Here is an 18,776-nt window from a genome sequence, read left to right as displayed (position 1 = left end):
CTAGAAGCGGAGCTCGAGGTTGACGCCGAAAGTGCGCGGATCGCCCGGCGTCTGGTTGTTATAGCCCTGGATGTAGAAGGAGTTCGAGCGCGCCCAGTAGTATGTGCCAGCCAGGTTCTTGCCCCAAAGGCTGATTCGCGTGCGGTCGCCGCGCAGTTTGAGCGTGGCCATGGCGTTCAGCAGGCCGAAGGCCGGTTGGGTGTTCGAGGCGATCTGCCCGGCCGTCAGGGGCTGGAAGGGCAGGGTGTTGGTGTTCACCGGCTGGAAGTAGGCGACCTTCGCGCGCCAGTCGTAGTCGAGATGCAGGTCGAGCGGACCGAGCGGCGTGGCGAGCGGGTAATCCGCGCCCAGCGCGACGGTGGTCTTCGCGGTCGTGACGAACGACAAGCCCTTGAACGGCCCATTGTCGAACTCGGGATCGGTCAAGCCGATGCCGGCGCTCACGGTCAGGTCCGCTAGGCGCAGCAGCGCGTCCGCTTCCAGCCCCTTGATGGTGGCGTCGCCCGCGTTCACGACCGAGCTGATGGTGGTCGTACTGCCGGGCGGGAACTGCGGCGCGATCTGCTGGATATCCTTGTACTTGGTCAGGTACGTCGCCAGGTTCAGGCGCAGCCTGCGTCCCAGCAGTTCCATCTTCGCGCCCGCCTCGTACGACAGCGCCTGTTCCTTGTCGAACGGGGCATAGCCGAAGGCGCTGGTGGCGCCGGCGGGCTGGAAGCCGCCCGAGCGGAAGCCGCGCGACACCTTGCCGTACACTAGCGTGCCGTCCTCGAGCTTGTAGTCCAGGCCCAGCGTCCACGGCACGTAACGGGCGCGCAGCGACGGGGGCACGTAATGGCAGTCGCCCTGGTCGAGCCCGGCCGCCGCCAGGGCGCAGCCGGCGCTGCCGGCCAGCATGGCCCCGGTCTGCACCAGGTAGCGCGGCGCGTTGTAGTCGACGCTGCGTTCGTCGCGCACCAGGCGTGCGCCGGCGCTGGCGCGCAACCGCGGCAGCACGGTATAGGTCAGCTGCCCGAACACGCTGACGGACGTCTGGCGCGAATCGAATTCGTTCAGGCGGCCCAGGGTGTTGGTGCCCGAGGGCGTCGTCACGAGGCTGCTGTCGCGCAGTGCCTCGCCGAGGTAGTAGGCGCCGGCAATCCAGTCGAGGCGGTCGTCCAGGGCGTTGCCGTACACCTGCAGTTCCTGCGTGAACTGGTGGCCGTCGACGGCGTAGCGCTGCAACTGGTTGACGAACACCGGGGTCGCGTCCAGGTCGTAGCCGCTGACGGTGGCGAGATGGCGGTAGGCGCTGATCGACTTGAGCGTGGCCGGCCCCGCGTTCCAGCGCAGCGTGACGGTCGAGTCGTTGACGTCGGTCGTATTGCGCGGGTTAAAACCGGCCTGGCTGGTGTAGCCGCCGTCCTGGACATACCGGCCGATCGGCGCCAGCGCGCGCGCGGCGATGGCGGGATCGAAGTAGTTGACGATCCAGACCTGGGACGCGGCGTCGCTGCTGAACTTGTCGTAGGTGAAGTCGACCAGCAGGTCCCGCGACGGCCGGGTGCGCAGCGAGGCGCGGACATAGCGGCGGTCCTCGTCGCCCAGTGGCTCGCCAAGCGGGGCGCTGCGCCCGTAGCCGTCGTGCCTGAGTCCGTCGACCACGAGGCGCAGCGCCGTGGTGGCGCCCAGCGGCAGATTGAGGATGCCGGTCAGCGCGCGCTGGTCGTAGTTGCCCACGCCCGCGACCACGCTGCCCTCGAACACCTGTTTCGGCGCCTTGGTGGTCATGTTCAGCGCCCCGCCGATGGTGTTGCGGCCGAACAGCGTGCCCTGCGGTCCACGGATGACCTCGACCGCGTCCATATCGACCAGGGCCGCGTTGGCGCCGGCGGTCCGTGCGTAGTACACGCCGTTGACGTAGATGCCGACGGTCGGATCGTTGTTCGACGAGATCGAGGTCGGCACGATGCCGCGCATGCCGATGATCATGTTGTTCTTGCCGACCGGGGTATCGCTGATGAGCAGCGACGGCGCGTTGGCGCTGAGCGCCTTGATATCGCCGAGCTGACGCCGGGCCAAGTCCTGGGCGTCGATGGCGGTGACGGCCGCCGGCACGTCCTGCAGCGCCTGTTCGCGCCGTTGCGAGGTGACGATGACCCGGGGTACCGACGGCGCCGCGTCGGCTTCTGCCTGCGGGGCGGCTGGGGGCGCGTCGGGCGGCGCGGCGAGCGCGGCGCCGCCGAGGATGGGCATGGCGCAGCTGCCCGCCAGCACGCGCAGTGAGGCGAATGGGGTCATGCGTGTCTCCGTGATCGGTGTTATCGGTTCCGGCCGGATCGGGTGGCCGGGCCGCGGGCATTGTTGGCCATGCGTGTGCGGCGTGGCGCCCGCGCGCGGCGGGCGACCTTGGGTGTTATCCGGGCTTGCGACACGACGCCGCGATCTTGTTCCCGTCCGGATCGCGGATATAGGCCGCATACGCGTCCGGCGCGAACGGGCGCGGGCCCGGCGCGCCTTCGTCGGTGGCCCCGAGCTCGAGCGCGCGGCGATGGAATTCGTCGATCGCCGCCCGCGTCGGCGCCGCCAGGCCGATGGTCAGGCCGTTGCTCGCCGTGGCCGGCTCGCCATTGCGGGGATACCCGACCATGAACTGGGCGGCCTCGACGCCCCAGCCGCAGATGCGGCCTTCGACGTCCAGCAGGCGCCGGAAGCCGAGCGGCGCCAGCACGTGATCGTAGAACGCCCTGGCGCGCGCCAGGTCGTGGGTGCCGAGGGTTGTATGGGTGATGATGGTCATGTCGTGGTCTCCTGTTCCCGATGTGCCGATTGCCGTGTGAGGGTCAGCGCTTGCTGATCTTGATGTCCGTGAGTTCCAGGTCCCACGTGGCGGGCGTGCAGCCTTCCTCGCGCAACTGGTACTTCAGCACCCGTCCCTGCGGGTTTTTCGGCATCGACGCGCGGAACTCGATGTAGCGCGGCAGGGCGTAATAGGGGACGGCATCGACTGCCCAGTGGAACAGGGCTTCCGGCGTCAGGGCGCAGCCGGGCTTCAAGATCGCGGTGACCTTGACGTCGTCTTCGCCCTTGTCGGACGGCACCGCATGGACCGCGACTTCCTCGAGGTCGGGGTGCGCGGAGAATGCCGCTTCCATCTCGAAGCTGGAGATGTTCTCGCCGCGCCGGCGCAGGTAATCCTTCTTGCGGTCGACGAAATAGAAGAAGCCGGCGTCGTCGAATTTGCCGATGTCGCCGCTGTGGAACCACATGTTGCGCATGACCTTCATGGTATCGGCCGGCCGGTTCCAGTAGCCCATGAACATGATGTCCGGGCGCAGCGGGCGTACCACGATTTCTCCCGGCGTATTGGCCGGCAGCTCGCGATCGAGGTCGTCGACGATGCGCACGTCGAAATCCGGGATGCGCTTGCCGGACGAGCCGGGGGCCGCGTATTCCCCGCCGGGCAGCGAGGTGATGACGCTGGCCTCGGTCAGGCCATAGCCGTTGCCGCCGACCTGCCTCGCGCCGAAGCGCTCGCGCCAGATCTTCTTCGTCTCTTCGGTGAACGGATTGCCGCGCACGGTATGGATCTGGCCGAAGCAGCGCCGCGCAGCCTCGCTGTCCGGCGCCTGGGCGAGCAGGCCGCCCATGCCCCCGAGGATCGACGCGATGGTGGCGCCGCTGCGCTCGACTTCGGGCCAGAAATTCGAGACCGAGAAGCGTGGCACGATCGCGACGCGCGCACCCACCAGGATGTTCGACAGCACGCCGACGCACATGGCGTTCATGTGGAACAGCGGCAGCGGGGTGATCGTGATGTCGTCGGCCGTCGCCGGGCCCGCGCGCAACTGCAGGCGCGCCAGGTTGCACATGTAGTTATAGCTCAGCATGCAGCCCTTCGAGGGGCCGGTCGTGCCGGAGGTATAGACGATGCAGGCCAGGTCGGACGGTGCCGGCTTCGCCGCGAACGGCTCGTCGCAGTGGCCGCGGTGCTCGTCGAGCGCGGCGATCCGGAACGGGGAGGGCGGCAGCTTGTCCAGCGTACCGCGATGGAGCAGCAGCGCGGCGTCCGGCAGGCCCTCCGCGACCTGGGCGATGCGCTCGACGTAGTCCGCCTCGCAGATCAGGATGCGCGCCTTCGAATCGGCGATCTGGTGGCGCAGGAATTCGCCGCGCAGCGCCGTGTTGATGGGCACGTTGACCGCGCACAGCTTGTTCGCCGCGATCCATCCCGCCACCGCGTCGATATTATTGTCCAGCATCGTGAGGACGGTGTCGCCCGCGCGCACGCCCAGTCCGGCCAGCGAATGCGCGAGGCGCGTCGTCAATTGGTCGAATTCGCCATAAGTGGTCAGTTTTCCGCCAAAGTCGAGCAGCACGCGGTCGGGGTGTGCCGCCACTGCCCTGTCGAGCGCCGCGATGACGGTGTCCTGTTGCCCCACCGACCACGTATCGGGATTGCCCATGCCTGCCATGTCGTCTCCTGTTTTGCGATAATTTATGTTCGGAATATAAACACAAATGCGAAAAGTGTCAAAGAAAATGGTTTTGATGGGGCGCCTGTGCGCTTTTCGCACCGGTGGCGTTGCGCTACAATCGTGGTTCGAAAAACGTTTGCAAAGAAATCGATGACCGCTTCAGTCAAAGCAGCAAAACAGACGGCGGCACCCAAGCCGAAAGCGTCCGCCAGGACTGCGGTCGCCGTCAAGGCGGTTGCCAAGCGCGCCAGGCCCGCGGCCGATCCGGCGTCCGACAAGCCCGTCAAGCGGGCCTCCAGACCGGCGGCCAAGCCGGCGGCCCCGCAGGCCGATGCGCCGGCAGCCAAGCCAGCCGCCAGGACGGCCGTCAAGCCGGCCGCCAAGGCAGGGACGAAAGCCGCGCCGAAGGTCAAGCTGAACAAGCGTTCGAGCGAAACCATTGCCAAGATCCTGGCCGTTACCGAGGAAATCATCCTGCGCTCGGGGGCGGAGCGCATCTCGATCCTCGACGTGTGCGACGAAGTCGGTATTTCGCGCGGTACCTTCTATCGCTATTTCTCGTCGCAGGACGACCTGCTGGACGCCTTCTCGCGCCACAAGCGCGACCAGTTCCATGCCACGCTGCAGAAGACCGCGGCCTCGGAGGACCCAGACGAGCGCTTCCAGGCGCTGATCGAATTCATCGACGACTACCTCGAGAACAGCCGCGCGCGGCGCCTGCTGCTGGTGGCGCCGGACTATGCGACGCGCTGGCTGCAGCGCATCTTCGCCGACTCGGTACACCGCTTTCAGGACATCCTGGGGATCGTGTTCGATGCGTGGGAAGAGCGGCACGGCATCGTGATCGACCGGGAACTCGTGTGCGAACTGATGGTGCGCTACATCATGAGCGACGTGCTGGTGCCGGCCGGTCCCGACCGCCGCAACCTGATGCGCCGCATCGAGCGCTTCGTCCTCATGCTGCTCTCGGGACGGGTGGCGCGCCGCTAGCCATGCTTTGACCCGCAGTCAAACCGTTGCGCTGTCGCACAGCGGCGCCGCCGTGTTCCAATCGCCCCCGACGGGTACGTCCCAGACGGGCATGTCCGGGACGGGCATGTCCCGACCGGGATACCGATAACGACACGATCCGCGCGAGCGGGAGGAGACAGCATGACGGGAACGAAGCAGTACGACGCGGCGATCGTCGGGGGTGGGCACAACGGCCTGGCGGCCGCCTGCTACCTGGCGCAAGCCGGCCGCAAGGTGGTGGTCATCGAAGCGCGCGACAAGGTCGGAGGTATGGCCTCCAGCGGCTACCTGATACCGGAGGCCCCGCGCCACTTGGTCCATCCATGCGCGCTCGACCTGATGTCGCTGCGCGTGCATCCCATGATGCCGAGCGAGCTGCAGCTGGAGCGCCACGGTTTTCGCCAGGTCGACATGGACCCCGGCTACGTCTACCTCCACCCCGACGGCAGTTCGCTGGTATTCGGCCGCAGCGCCGCGCAGACCGCGGCCGAGATCCGGCGCTTCTCGGCACGCGACGCCGACCAGTTCCTGGCGTTGATGAAGCTCGTCGACGCCTTCATCGACATCGCGATCCCGATGATGCGCGTCGATCCCGCGCGGCGCAACCTCGGCGCCAAGTGGCAGTCGCTGCAGGCGCTGCTGAAGCACCGCAAGCTGAAGCCCGAACTGATGGCGCTGATCGGCAGCCCGGCCTATACGTCGATCATGGAACGCTTCGAACACCCGGTGACGCAGTCGGCCCTGTGCTGCCTGCTCGGCGCGGCCGGTCCGATCGCCGCGGAGACGACCGGCATCTATTTCGCGCTGCTGGGCTTCATCCACCGTTTCGGCCTGGGCCGCGCGGTCGGCGGTATGCAGACGCTGTCGGATGCGCTCGCGGCGCGGCTGCGCGAGCTGGGCGGCGACATCCTGCTGGCGGCGCCGGTTGCCGAGATCGTCGCGCGCGGCGGCCGGGCCGGCGGCGTGCGCCTGGCGGACGGCAGGCTCGTGCAGGCCAGCGCCGTGGTCGCGTCCATCCATCCGAAGATGGCGCTCGAGATGGTCACGCCCGGTGCACTCGACCGCCGCACGCTGACCCGGGTCGCGCTGGCGCCCGCCAACGCCCACGGTGCCTCGCCCCTGAAGGTGGACGTCGCCTTGTCGGGCCAGGTCGCCTATGCGCGCCACGAAGCGCTGCGTCCCGACGGCCTCAGCCTGCGCAAGAGCGTGCTGCTGATCGGCACCGTCGAGGCGGTGCTGGACAACTTCCGCTGCGCCGCGCGGGGCGAGGTGTCCGCGCTGCCCTATCTGTGGATCACCGCGCCGTCGGCCGTCGATCCCGGCCAGGCGCCGCCCGGCCAGGACATCGTCTACCTGTATCCGGTGGCGATGCCGGTCGAGCCGCGCGAGGGGTGGGATGCGATCCGCGACCGGGTCGGCCAGCAGGTGATCGACCACGCGGCCGCGTACATGGACGGCTTGAAGGAAGGCGAGATCGGCCGGCGCATCGAGGCCGCCCCCGACCTCGCGGCGCGGCTGAACGTGCATCGCGGATGCGTGGTGCACATCGATACGAATCCGGCACGCAGCGCGCTGATGCGCCCGGCCGCGGGACTCGGGGGCGATACGCTGCCGGTCGCCGGCCTGTTCCTCGGCGGCGCCGGCGTGCACCCGGGCGGCGGCATCAACGGCCTGCCGGGGCGGATCGCGGCGCAGCGCGTCGAGCGCTTCCTGGGCCGGCGCTAGCGTCCCGCGCGCGTCAACGGATCGAGCGTGCCGCGCTCGCGCTCGACCGCCGCCAGCACGAAGGCCACCGCGAAACGGCGCCACGTGTCCGCATCGGCCCCGTCGGCCATGTCCAGCCCGGCGAGCGTCGCGACCGTGTAGCGGTTGACGTACGCGCTGGTCGTCGCCAGAGCCGCCATCGCCAGCAACATGTCCGCATCGACGTCGGCGCGGAAATCGCCGCTCGCCACCCCGCGCGCCAGTGTGGCGCGCATCTTTTCCTTCAATTGCGGCGCCAGGCCCGTGAAGCTGTTGCGCGGCGTGGTGTGGCTCTCGTGGTAGCGGATGCCTTCCTGCGCCAGCGCGCGCAATTCCCCATCGTGGTACGGCCGCAGCATGTTGTCGAGCAGGGCGCGCAGGGCCTCGCGCGGGGCCAGGTGGTCCAGCTCGTGTTCCAGCAGCGTGGCCATGGCCTGCGCCGACGACTCGTCCAGCACGCAGGCGAACAGCGCTTCCTTGCTGCGGAAATAGTGGTACACCAGCTGCTTGGTCACGCCCGCGGCCTGGGCGATGTCGTCCACGCGCGCATCCGCCAGCCCGCGCGCGGCGAACTCGCGCCGCGCCGCGCCGGTGATGCGCCGGAGCGTGTCGCGCTTGTTGGGCGGCGCCTTCGCCGCGGTCGTGCCGGCGCAGCGGGGGACAAGGTCGTCTCGGGTATCCGGCAGGTCGGCCATGGTCGTGGAATCGATGGAAACAGCCGATTTTATCGCATGCCGCTTGACTCGGCGTCAAATAAAGTCGATGGCGACCGTCGGCGCGGCCGCCTAAGATGTGCACACCATTCAAAAACATGTTCATGTCCGCCCGGCGCGGCCGTGGACGCGAGGAGACATCATGAGCACCGACACCATCGACCTGGAAAGCGCCTATTCGGCGGTATCCGACACCTACAAGGGAACGGGCGACATCCACGCGGCCTGCCGCGCGGCGCGGGAGCGCTCGCCGATCTTTGTCGGCGACTTCATCCGCCAGTTCGGCGTGCCGACCAATGCCGGCATGCAGCAGGGCACGCGCCCGACCTTCGCGCTGTTCCGCCACCAGGACGTGATGGCGGTGCTGCGCGACGCGTCGGCATATACCAGCGGCTTCATCGCCGAGGGACTGGGCGCGTTCTTCGACGGCCTGATCATCCTGGCTATGGACGGCGAGCAGCACCGCGACGTGCGTGCGCTGCTGCAGCCGGCCTTCATGCCGGAGACTGTGAACAAGTGGCGCGACCAGATCGACGCGGTCATCCGCAAGGATTTCCTCGAACCGATGGCCGCGCGCGGGAAGGCCGACCTGATGGAATTCGGCCTGGCATTCCCGATCCGCGAGATGTATGCGCTGATGGGCTTCCCGACCGATAACCCGGACGCCTATCGACGCTACGCCGGCTGGGCGCTGGCGATGGTCGGCGGTAACCAAATCGATCCCGCCAAGGCCGGCGAGGCGAGGCGCAACGCCGGGATCGCGGTCAAGCTGCTGTACGACGCGATCCTCGAGGTGGTGGTGCGGCGGCGCGCGGACGGCAGCCAGGGCGACGACCTGATCGGCCGGCTGCTGCGCGCCGAACACCAGGGACGCAGGCTGGACGACCACGAGGTCACCACGTTCGTGCGTTCCCTGTTACCGGCGGCCGGCGAGACCACGACCCGCACGTTCAGCTCCGTGATGACCCTGCTGCTGACCACCCCGGGCCTGCAGGCGCGGGTGCGTGCCGACCGCAGCCTGGTGCCGAAGCTGATCGACGAGGCGGTGCGCTTCGAGCCGGTCGCCACGTTCAAGGTGCGCGAGGCCGCGCGGGACGTCGAATTCCACGGCGTGACGATCCCCAAGGGCTCCTTCATCCAGTGCATGGTCGCGTCGGCCAACCGCGACGAGGCCGTGTTCGAGCGGCCCGACGAATTCGATATCGACCGCAAGGTCAAGCCGTCGTTCGGCTTCGGCTTCGGGCCGCACATGTGCATCGGCCAGTTTGTCGCGAAAATGGAACTGGCCTGCGCCGTCAACGCCATCCTCGACCTGCTGCCCGGCCTGCGCCTCGATCCGGACATGCCGGCGCCCGTCATCGAAGGCGCCCAGCTGCGCGGCGCCGCCCACATCCACGTGCTTTGGGACTGAACGCCATGCAGACATTCAAGACCGTGCCGGAACGCGCCGATTTCGATTACCAGTGCTTGGTGGGACCGCAGAAGGTGACCGGCGCCGGCCTGGCCGACCTGCGCGACCACTTCGGCCTGAAGCTGACCAAGCACATGCCCTTCGGATGCGTGCGCGACGCCGGGGGCGACATTTACGCGATGGTGCGCGCCCTCAACGCGCCGGGCAGCAGCCCGAACCCGACCAAGTTCATCTACCAGTCGACCCGCATCGGCGACGGCAGGCACGTGCGCATCGACAAGGCGCGCAGCGCGGCGCAGGCGCCGACCATGTTCCCGCGGCGCTGGCTGGACGGTGACACCGCCGGCTGGGCCAGCCACGAGGACGAGGCGGGCAACCCGTGGCGGATCACGGCGTCCGGCACGCACTTCAGCTGGCAGGAAGACGGGCTGTTCGCACTGGAAGGGCGCCTGCTCGGCCAGGGCATGCAGTGGTATCTGCCGGGGCGCGACTGGGGCACGTTCTACGTCTCGCAGTTGTACGATGTTGCTGGCATGTGCGAAGGCCGGGCCGTGAAAGGCTTCATCACGCTGGACCAGGCCTGGATGGCGGAGGGCGGCGCCATCCATTTCAAGAAGGACCTGGTGGTCAACCACGGCATGCACGTGATCTGGTGGACCTTCGTCACCGTGTACACCGACGGCAGCTGGGACCTCGGCTCCTTCATGGTCGGCCATGGCAGGCTCGGCTACGCCATCTTCCAGAACGAGAAAGGCGAGATCCGCTGCACCACGGATATCGAGGGCGAGGTCGTGCACAAGCCGGGCAGCTATTTCGTCGAACGTGCGCACATCGTCGTCGGCGGCGTCGAGACCTGGGAATTCGTGCCCGATCCCAAGGGCGAAATGATCGATTTCGTCGGCGGCTTCCCGATCACGGCCCAGCAGGAAGGCCGCTGGCGGCGCCGCGGCGACACGCGCACGCCGGACCGTTCGCTCGGCTGGGGAGAGACGGACCGGCGCAACGGCAGCGCGCGCAACGTGCGACCGGTGAGTCTGGCCGGCGCGGGAGAGCAGGCATGAGCATGAACGAGGACAGCATCCGCCACTTCATGCACACCCAGGTCGCCTGCTGGAATGCCGGCGACCGGGCCGGCTTCCTCGCCGCGTACCGCGCGGCCGCGGCCGGCGGCCTGGCCATCGAGTACGTCGGCCGCCCGGCCACGGACGGCTGGGCGGTGCTGGACGCGATGTGGGAACGGCAGAACGCCGCCATCGAGATCGAGGAGGCGGCGCTCATCGTCAACGGCGCCGAGGCGGCCTGCCACAACCGCAACCGGTCGAGACGCGACGGCACGATCATCGAGACCATCGAGCTGTATCGCTTCGAGCCGGACGGCAGGCTGCTGGTGCGCTACTTCATCCGGCACGGGTGAATGCACAAGAACGTCGACAATTTCCGGAAACGCGTTTATATTGAACATAAATAGAAATTTTGTTCAATAAAGTTATCCCGCGCCGGCGCTCGCCGGCATGACAGTGGGAAGGAGACAAGCATGGCTGGAGTTCCGTACGACGTGCCAGGGGCAACGCCGTGAGCCGCCTGCCGCCGGTGCCGCTGGACGCATTGCCGCCGGAGCTGGGCGCGGCGGTCGCGCGCGGGCGCGCCAGCCGCATGCTCAGCACCACGCTGCCGGTCCAGGTCTGGGCGCACCGGCCGGAAGCGGCGGCGTCCTGGCTCGCCACCCTGGAAGCCATGCACCTGCGCGGGGTGCTGCCCGGCCGCCTGAAGGAGCTGGTGCGGCTCCGGATCGCATCGATCACGAATTGCAAGGCCTGCCAGCTCGCGCGCAAGGACGACAGCGTCGATGCGGACGACCTGGCCTGCCTGGCCGCGGACTCGGCCCGCTTTTCACCGGCCGAGCAGGCCGCGCTGCGCTACGCCGAGCTGTTCGTGGGCGACTACACGGCCATCGACGACGCGGTGTTCGCGTCGCTCAAGCGTCACTTCACAATTCCCGAAATCGTCGAGCTGAACATGTTCTGCGCGCTGATGCTGGCCGGCGGGCGCATGACGTATGTGCAGCAGGCCTACGAGGACGCGCCGTGACCGGCCGGCCGATCCTGCACGGCATCCGCGTGATCGAGCTGGCCTGCGACGAGCCAGGCGGGACAATCGCCGGCCCGGCGGCCGGCCTGCAACTGTCCGAAGCCGGCGCCGAGGTGATCCGGATCGAGCCGCCGGGCGGCGCGCCCGCCGCCGACTCGGTGCTGTTCTCGGTGCTCAACCGCGGCAAGCGGCGCGTGGCGCTCGACCTCGACGGTGCGGCCGGGCGCGCGACGCTCGCGCAACTGCTGGACGGCGCCGACGTGCTGCTGCACGGCCTTGGTCCCGCGCAGGCGCAGGCGCTCGGCCTGGACGATGCGGCGCTCGCCCGGACCTACCCCGGCCTGGTCGTTTCCGCCATCGGCGGCTGGCCGCGGCACCACCCGCTGGCGACGTCTCCTGCGCGCGAGACCCTGGTGCTGGCGCGCCTCGGCCTGCTCGACGAGCAGCCCGGCCACCGCGCCGGCCCGGTCTTCGTGCGCATGCCGTTCGCCGGCTGGCTGGCCGCGTGGTTCTGCGCCATCGGGGTGATGGCGCGCCTGGTCGCGCGGCGCCGCGACGGCCGCGGCGGCGCCGCCCATACGAGCCTGGCCCAGGCGGCGCTGGCGCCGATGGGCATGCACTGGGCCCGCGCGCAACGGCCGACGCCGGCGTTCGCCCGGGGGCTGTCGAAGAGCACGCCGATCCCGCTGCACCGCTGCCAGGACGGCAAATGGGTCCACGTCCATTATTCGCCCGACGCGGCGCCCTGGATGGCGGAGGCGCTGGCGGCCATGGGGCCGGCGGCGGTGGCGGCGGAAAATGCGAAATACCCGCCGAGCCACGTGGCGCCCAATTTCGGCGCCAACAAGGCCATCATGGCGACCCGTCCCGCGCAGGCGTGGGTCGAGCACTTCTGGGCGCACGACGTCGCCGCCCAGGTTGCGGCGCCGTTCGGCGCCATCTATGCCAGCGAACAGGCGCGGGTCAACGGTTATGCCGTCGCGCTCGACGACCCGCGGCGCGGCACGGTGTGGCAGCCGGGGCCGGCCTACCTGAGCACGCCGCCGCCGCGGGTGCGCGGGCCGCTGCGCGCGCTCGAGCCGGCGCCGGCGGATTTACGCGGACGCGAACCTGCGGCGCCGGCGCCGGCCGCCGCCACGGCCGCTGCGTTGCCGCCCCTGGCCGGCATCAAGGTCCTCGACCTGGGCGCCTACCTCGCCGGTCCCTTCGCCACCATGCTGCTGGCCGATCTCGGCGCCGACGTGATCAAGGTCGAGCCGCCGGCGGGCGACGCGATGCGGCGCCTCGAGCGGGTCTTTGCCGGCACGCAGCGCGGCAAGCTGGGCGTCACGCTCAAGCTCGGCGCGCCCGACGCGGCGCCCGCGCTGGCCGCGCTCGTGCGCTGGGCCGACGTGGTGCACCACAATATCCGCCTGCCGGCCGCGCGCAAGCTCGGCGTGGACGACGCGGCCCTCAGGCACATCAAGCCGTCGCTGGTGTTCTGTCATATCAGTTCCTACGGCCCGGCGGGTGAACGGAAGGACTGGCCGGGCTTCGACCAGCTGATGCAGGCAGCGTGCGGCTGGGAGACAGCATGCGGCGGCGCCGGCAATCCGCCGATGTGGCTGCGCTTCGGGGTCGGCGACTATCTTGCCGCCCTGTCCTCGGTGTTCGCCGTGTTGCTGGCGTTGTACCGGCGCGACGACGGCGGGGAAGGACAGTCGGTCGCGGCGTCGCTGCTGGGCGCCACCTTGCCGACCGTCGCGGAGGCGGTGATGCTGGCCGACGGCACGGTCACGCCGGTCGCCCCCCTGGACGCGGCGCAGACCGGCGTCTCGCCCGATCACCGCCTGTACCGCTGCCTGGATGGCTGGCTCGCGGTGGCGGCGCTGGACGAGGGCGAAGCGCGGGCCCTGGCCGGCCTGGCCGGGGCGCCCGCCCAACGCGAGGCCTGGTTCGCCGCGCTGCCACGCGCGGACGCGCTGGCGCGGCTGCGCGCCGCCGGCGTAGCGGCCCAGCCGGCACTGGAACAGCAGGGCGACACCTTCTACGACGATCCCGGCCATGCCGCCGCCGGCCTGCATGCGCGCTATCGCCATGCCGTGTACGGGGAGCTCGAGCAGGTCGGCGCATTCTGGGATTTCGGCGACCTGCCGCTGGCGCTGGACCGCGCGCCGCCGGCGCTCGGAGAACACAGCCGACAAGTCTGGGACCTGCTCGGCCTCGACGCGGCCCAGGTCGCGGCGCTGGAACGACAGGGCCTGAGCAGCAGCCCGAACCCATCGATTGGATAACCCATGAACGAACTCGATTTTTCAGGCAAGACCGTGCTGGTGGTCGGCGGTTCCAGCGGCATCGGCAACGGCATCGCCCAGGCGTTCCGCGCACGGGGCGCCGAGGTGCACGTGTGGGGCACCCGTGCCCGTGCCGCCGACTACGACGCGGCGGAGGGCTCCGACCTGGCGGGCCTGCACTACGCCCGGGTCGACGTCGGCAACGCCGCCGAGGTGGCGGCGACGACGCCGGCCTTCGACCGGCTCGATGTCCTGGTGTGCGCCCAGGGCACCGTGCGCTACCGGCGCGAGGAATTCAAGGTCGAGGCGTTCCGCGAGGTCGTCAACGTCAACCTGGTGAGCCTGATGGCCTGCGGCGACCGTTTCCACGGCATGCTGGCGCGGGCCCAGGGGACGATGATCATCGTCAGCTCGGCCGCCGCGTTCCACTCGACCGTCGGGACACCGGCCTACAACGCGTCCAAGACCGGCGCCTTCGGCCTCACGCGCACCTTGGGCGAGGCCTGGGCGCGCGACGGCATCCGGGTCAACGGCATCGCGCCCGGCCTGGTCGCCACCAAGCTCACGCGCGTGACGACCGGCCATCCGGACCGGCTCGAGTCGGCGCTGCGCAAGATCCCGCTGGGCCGGCTCGGCACGCCGGCCGACATGGCCGGGGCCGCGCTGTTCCTGGCGTCGCCGCTAGCGGCCTACATGCTCGGACAGACCCTTCTGGTCGACGGCGGCCTGCTGCTGGCCTGAGCGGGGCGGGACGAAACTATCACATCAGGAGACACGACATGGCATGGGATTTCGAGACCGATCCGGCCTTCCAGGCGGAGCTGGACTGGATGGTGCAGTTCGTACGCGACGAGGTGGAGCCGCTCGAACATGTACTGGGCAGCCCGTGGAACATCCACGACCCGCGCTTCAGACAACTGGTGCGCCCGCTGCAGCGCCAGGTGAAAGAGCGCAGGCTGTGGGCGTGCCACCTCGGTCCCGAACTGGGCGGCGCCGGCTACGGCCAGGTCAAGCTGGGCCTGATGAACGAAATCCTGGGCCGCGCGCTTTTCGCGCCGATCGTGTTCGGCGCCCATGCGCCGGATTCCGGCAATTGCGAGATCCTGGCCGCCTACGGCACGCCGGAACAGAAACGGCGCTTCCTCGAACCGCTGCTGGCCAACGAGGTCGTGTCCTGTTTCGCCATGACCGAGCCGCAGGGCGGCGCCGACCCGAAGGTGTTCACCTCGCGCGCCGTGCGCGACGGCGACGGCTGGGTGATCGACGGCCAGAAATGGTTCGCCTCGAACGCGCGCTACGCCGCCTTCTACATCGTGATGGCGGTGACCGATCCGGCGGTCTCGCCCTACCACGGCATGAGCATGTTCGTGGTGCCGGCCGACACGCCGGGCATCGAGATCATCCGCAACGTCGGCGTCGCCGACGACCCCGAGGCGACCCACGCCTACCTGGACTTCCGCCGGGTCCGCGTCGGCGCCGACTGCATGCTGGGCGGGCCCGGGGAGGCCTTCGCGATTGCTCAGGTGCGCCTGGGCGGCGGGCGTGTGCACCACGCGATGCGCGTCGTCGGCCAGGCGCAGAAGGCGCTCGACGCGCTGTGCGAGCGGGCGCTGTCGCGCAGCACCCAGGGCTCGCTGCTGGCGGACAAGCAGATGGTGCAGGACAAGATCGCCGATGCCTGGATCCAGCTCGAGCAGTTCCGCCTGCTCGTGATGCGCACGGCCTGGCGCATCGACAAGTACCACGATTACCAGAAGGTCCGCAAGGATATCGCGGCGGTCAAGGCGACCATGCCGAAGGTCCTGCACGACATCGCCTCAAGCGCCCTGCAGGTGCACGGGTCGATCGGCGTCTCCAACGAGATGCCGTTCGTCGGGATGATTGTGCGCGCCTACCAGATGGGACTGGCCGACGGGCCGACCGAGGTGCACAAGGTGACGCTCGCGCGCCAGCTGCTGCGCGACTACGCGCCGAGCGACGCGCTGTTCCCCGCCTATCACCGCCCGACCGCGGCCGCCGCGGCGGCGGTTAAATTCGGCACGGAGCCCGCGTGAGCGCCGCGCTCGACCTGCAGGCGCTCGCGTGCTGGATGGACCTGCTCGGCCTCGGCGAAGGACCGGTCGGCACCGCGACCGCGCTGACCGGCGGCACCCAGAACATCCTCCTGCGCTTCCGGCGGGCCGTGGGCGCCGAGTACGTGCTGCGTTGCCCGCGGCCGGAGGCCGGCCCGGACGTCCGGCGCGGCTTCCTGCGCGAAGCGCGGGTGCTGCGGGCGCTGGCGTGCAGCGCGGTGCCGCACGCCGCGTTGATCGCCAGTTGCGACGACGACGCGGTGCTGGGCGTGCCGTTCTACCTGATGATGCCGGTGGACGGGTTCACCGCCACGCCCGACCCGCTGCCGCCGCCGTACGCCGGCGACCCCGCCTGGCGCCGGCAGATGGGGCTGGCGATGGTCGACGGCCTGCTGCGCCTGGGCGAGATCGACCCCGGCGAGGCCGGCCTGGCCGATTTCGGCAAGCCCGACGGCTTCCTCGAGCGCCAGGTACCGCGCTGGCTGCGCCATCTCGACGCGTGCCGCCACTATGCCGGCTGGCCGGGGCCGCACGCGCTGCCCGGGCTGGACGACGTGGCGCAGTGGCTGCGCGAACGCGTGCCGGCCCGGTTCACGCCGGGCATCCTGCACGGCGACTACCATCTCGGGAACGTCATGTTCCGGCGCGACAGCCCGCGCCTGGCCGCCATCATCGACTGGGAGCTGGCCACCGTCGGCGATCCGCTGCTGGACCTGGGCTGGCTGGTCGCCACCTGGCCGGATGCGCAGGGCCGCGGCGCGGGCACGATCCGCGTCGCCCCCGCGGCCGGGCTGGCGACGACGGCCGAACTGGTAGCGCGCTACGGCGCCGGCAGCCGGCGTGACCTGGGCGCCATCGACTGGTACGTCGCGCTGGCGCGCTTCAAGCTCGCCATCATGCTCGAGGCGAGTCATGCCCGCGCGTGCGCCGGCCAGGCCCCGCGCGCCACCGGGGACGCGCACCATGCCTCGGCCGTGCGGCTGCTGGAACAGGCGCGGGAAGCCATCGGGGTCGGCCATGCATAGTCCCGCGGCGGACACCCGGGACGCGGCCGCGGCGCGCGCCATGCGTCCGGCGCTGGCCGCCATGGTCGCCTGCCAGGTCGGCCTGCATGCGTGCGTGCAGGGCGTGCGCCTGGCGGCGCCGCTGAACGTGCTGCGGCTGGGGCATTCCGCTTGGTCGGTGGGGCTGGTGATGACGATGTTCGCGCTGTTCCCGGCGCTGCTGGCGCTGCCGGCCGGGCGCCTGGCGGACCGGCGCGGCTACCACCTGCCGGTGCGCCTCGCCGCCCTGTGTTCGCTGGGCGGCACGTTGCTGGCGGCCGCGCTGCAGAACCGCTTCACGCTGTGCGCCGCCGCCGCCCTGTGCGGGGCAGGGGCGGGCTTCGGCATGATCGCGATCCAGCGCAGCGCCAGCCGGTTCGCCCGCAGCGACGGCGAGCGCCTGCGCGTGTTCAGCTGGATCGCGCTCGCGCCGGCGCTGGCCGGCCTGTTCGGGCCGATGCTGGCGGGCTTCCTGATCGATCGCGCCGGATTTTCCGCCGCCTTTCTCGCGCTGGCGCTGCTGCCCGTCGCCACCCTCCTGGCGGCGCAGGCGGTGCCGCGCGAGGCGCCGCGGCCGGCCCCGATGCCGGGGGCGCGCAAGACCTCGGCCTGGGATCTGCTGCGGCTGGCGTCCGTGCGCCGGCTCGTCTTCATCAGCTGGCTGGTGTCGGTCAGCTGGGACGTGCACGGTTTCGCCTTGCCGCTGCTGGGCGTCGAGCGCGGCCTGAACGCTTCCGCGCTGGGACTGGTGCTCGCGTCCTACGCCGTGGCGTCGATGACGGTGCGGCTCCTGATGCCGCTGGTCGCGGCACGCCTGTCGCGCCGCGCGCTGCTGTGCGGCGCGCTGCTGCTCACCTGCGCCGTGTTCGCGGCCTATCCGTTGTTCCACAGTGCCTGGGCCATGGCGGCCTGCGCGGGCATCCTGGGCATCGGGCTGGGCCTGGTGCAGCCGGCCATCCTGGCCACGCTGCACGACGCGACGCCGCCCGAGCGCCAGGGAGAGGCCCTGGCGCTGCGCTCGATGACCTTGCACGCGTCGATGGCCGTGATGCCGCTGGTGTTCGGCGCGATCGGCACCGGCGCCGGCGCGGCAGTTCTGTTCTGGTTGATGGCGGGCGCCCTCGGGCTTGGCAGCCTGCAGGCGCGCACCATCCGTTTCCATCGCGAGGTTTAACAGGGGAGAGAGCATGACACTCGAAGGCAAGCGCCTGATCGTCACCGGCACCGCCGGCGGCATAGGCGCCAGCGTATTGCGCGGCCTGGTCGCGGCCGGGGCGCGGGTCGCCGCCATGGACGTGAACGACGCCGCGGGGCGGGAGCAGGCGGCACGTGCCGACGCCGCCGGGCCGGGGGCGGCCAGCTACTTCCACTGCGACGTGCGGCTGCGCGGCGAGGTGGAGGGCGCGTTCAGGGAGGCCATGGCGTGGCTGGGCGGGCTCGACGGCCTGGTCAACATCGCCGGCATCGAGCGCGCGGCGCCGGCGGAATCGATCGCCGACGCCGACTGGGACCTGATGTTCGACGTGAATGCGCGCGGCACCCTGAACACCAACCAGGCCGCCTTCCCGTACCTGCGCGAGCGCGGCGGGCGCATCCTGAACTTCGGTTCGGCGGCGGGCGTCATGGGACTGCCCGGCTGCGCCCATTACTCGGCGGCGAAGGCGGCCGTGCTGGGCTGGACCCGGACCGTGGCCAAGGAATGGGGCCGCCACGGCATCAGCGTCAACGCCGCCGCGCCGGGCATGTGGACGCCGATGTACGAGGCGCACCGCGCGCGCATGGACGCCGCCGCGCTGGCCGACCACGACCGCATGATGGCCGGGCTGATTCCGCTCGGCGGCAAGCTGGGCGATCCCGACCGCGACATGACCCCCTTCGTCGTGTTCATGATGGGCGAGGGCGCGCGCTTCATCACCGGCCAGACGCTGGCGGTGGACGGCGGGCTGATGATCCCCTGAAATCGGC

General features: G+C 70.2%; 16 protein-coding genes. 12 read left to right on the top strand and 4 right to left on the bottom strand.

Annotated features, from left to right (window positions below):
* The 3 genes from HAV22_RS02430 to HAV22_RS02420 form a co-directional block, all read right to left on the bottom strand.
* Positions 1–2,280: a TonB-dependent receptor gene (locus tag HAV22_RS02430; protein ID WP_166856102.1), complete on the bottom strand. Its 2,280-nt coding sequence runs from the start codon at positions 2,278–2,280 to the stop codon at positions 1–3.
* 115 nt (positions 2,281–2,395) lie between these two features.
* Positions 2,396–2,779, bottom strand: coding sequence for a VOC family protein (locus tag HAV22_RS02425; protein ID WP_166856101.1), 384 nt, complete (start codon positions 2,777–2,779; stop codon positions 2,396–2,398).
* Between the two features lie 43 nt (positions 2,780–2,822).
* The gene (locus tag HAV22_RS02420; RefSeq protein WP_166856099.1) at positions 2,823–4,454 is read right to left on the bottom strand and encodes an ATP-dependent acyl-CoA ligase; all 1,632 of its coding nucleotides are present in this window, start codon (positions 4,452–4,454) and stop codon (positions 2,823–2,825) included.
* A gap of 153 nt (positions 4,455–4,607) precedes the next feature.
* Between HAV22_RS02420 and HAV22_RS02415 the strand changes: the two genes are divergently transcribed.
* Positions 4,608–5,447 carry a TetR/AcrR family transcriptional regulator gene (locus tag HAV22_RS02415; RefSeq protein WP_166856097.1) on the top strand — a complete coding sequence of 280 codons (840 nt, stop codon included), beginning with the start codon at positions 4,608–4,610 and terminating at the stop codon, positions 5,445–5,447.
* Positions 5,448–5,609: 162 nt separating this feature from the next.
* Positions 5,610–7,193 (top strand): phytoene desaturase family protein, encoded by a 1,584-nt coding sequence (locus HAV22_RS02410; protein WP_166856095.1) that lies wholly within the window; start codon positions 5,610–5,612, stop codon positions 7,191–7,193.
* On the opposite strand, the gene HAV22_RS02405 is transcribed toward HAV22_RS02410, so the two are convergent.
* Positions 7,190–7,906, bottom strand: coding sequence for a TetR/AcrR family transcriptional regulator (locus HAV22_RS02405; RefSeq protein WP_166856092.1), 717 nt, complete (start codon positions 7,904–7,906; stop codon positions 7,190–7,192). The two genes, HAV22_RS02410 and HAV22_RS02405, sit on opposite strands and share 4 nt — an antisense overlap.
* Positions 7,907–8,066: 160 nt before the next feature.
* On the opposite strand from HAV22_RS02405, the gene HAV22_RS02400 reads away from it, so the two are divergent.
* The 10 genes from HAV22_RS02400 to HAV22_RS02355 all read left to right on the top strand — a co-directional run bounded on the left by HAV22_RS02400 (position 8,067) and on the right by HAV22_RS02355 (position 18,769).
* On the top strand, positions 8,067–9,335 hold the full coding sequence (locus HAV22_RS02400) for a cytochrome P450 (protein ID WP_166856091.1): 1,269 nt from the start codon (positions 8,067–8,069) through the stop codon (positions 9,333–9,335).
* 5 nt (positions 9,336–9,340) lie between these two features.
* Positions 9,341–10,396 carry a hypothetical protein gene (locus HAV22_RS02395; RefSeq protein ID WP_166856089.1) on the top strand — a complete coding sequence of 352 codons (1,056 nt, stop codon included), beginning with the start codon at positions 9,341–9,343 and terminating at the stop codon, positions 10,394–10,396.
* On the top strand, positions 10,393–10,749 hold the full coding sequence (locus HAV22_RS02390) for a nuclear transport factor 2 family protein (protein WP_166856087.1): 357 nt from the start codon (positions 10,393–10,395) through the stop codon (positions 10,747–10,749). Before HAV22_RS02395 ends, HAV22_RS02390 begins: the two co-directional genes overlap by 4 nt.
* Before the next feature lie 158 nt (positions 10,750–10,907).
* Positions 10,908–11,423 (top strand): carboxymuconolactone decarboxylase family protein, encoded by a 516-nt coding sequence (locus HAV22_RS02385; protein WP_371869505.1) that lies wholly within the window; start codon positions 10,908–10,910, stop codon positions 11,421–11,423.
* Positions 11,420–13,696, top strand: a complete 2,277-nt coding sequence (locus HAV22_RS02380; protein WP_371869504.1) for a CoA transferase — start codon at positions 11,420–11,422, stop codon at positions 13,694–13,696. Before HAV22_RS02385 ends, HAV22_RS02380 begins: the two co-directional genes overlap by 4 nt.
* Before the next feature lie 3 nt (positions 13,697–13,699).
* The gene (locus tag HAV22_RS02375; RefSeq protein ID WP_166856086.1) at positions 13,700–14,437 is read left to right on the top strand and encodes an SDR family NAD(P)-dependent oxidoreductase; all 738 of its coding nucleotides are present in this window, start codon (positions 13,700–13,702) and stop codon (positions 14,435–14,437) included.
* Positions 14,438–14,475: 38 nt separating this feature from the next.
* Positions 14,476–15,750: an acyl-CoA dehydrogenase family protein gene (locus HAV22_RS02370; RefSeq protein ID WP_166856084.1), complete on the top strand. Its 1,275-nt coding sequence runs from the start codon at positions 14,476–14,478 to the stop codon at positions 15,748–15,750.
* On the top strand, positions 15,747–16,793 hold the full coding sequence (locus HAV22_RS02365) for a phosphotransferase family protein (RefSeq protein ID WP_166856082.1): 1,047 nt from the start codon (positions 15,747–15,749) through the stop codon (positions 16,791–16,793). The genes HAV22_RS02370 and HAV22_RS02365 overlap by 4 nt, the downstream gene beginning before the upstream one ends.
* Entirely contained in the window at positions 16,786–17,985 is a 1,200-nt protein-coding gene (locus HAV22_RS02360; RefSeq protein ID WP_229421015.1) for an MFS transporter, read from the top strand. The genes HAV22_RS02365 and HAV22_RS02360 overlap by 8 nt, the downstream gene beginning before the upstream one ends.
* A 13-nt stretch (positions 17,986–17,998) precedes the next feature.
* On the top strand, positions 17,999–18,769 hold the full coding sequence (locus HAV22_RS02355) for an SDR family NAD(P)-dependent oxidoreductase (protein ID WP_166856080.1): 771 nt from the start codon (positions 17,999–18,001) through the stop codon (positions 18,767–18,769).
* Positions 18,770–18,776: the final 7 nt, after the last annotated feature.

It is taken from the genome of Telluria antibiotica (assembly GCF_011682055.1).
Classification (GTDB): Bacteria; Pseudomonadota; Gammaproteobacteria; order Burkholderiales; family Burkholderiaceae_D; genus Telluria; species Telluria antibiotica.
The sequence above is the reverse complement of the archived record's forward strand: the minus strand, read 5'-3'. Positions and strand labels throughout refer to the sequence as shown.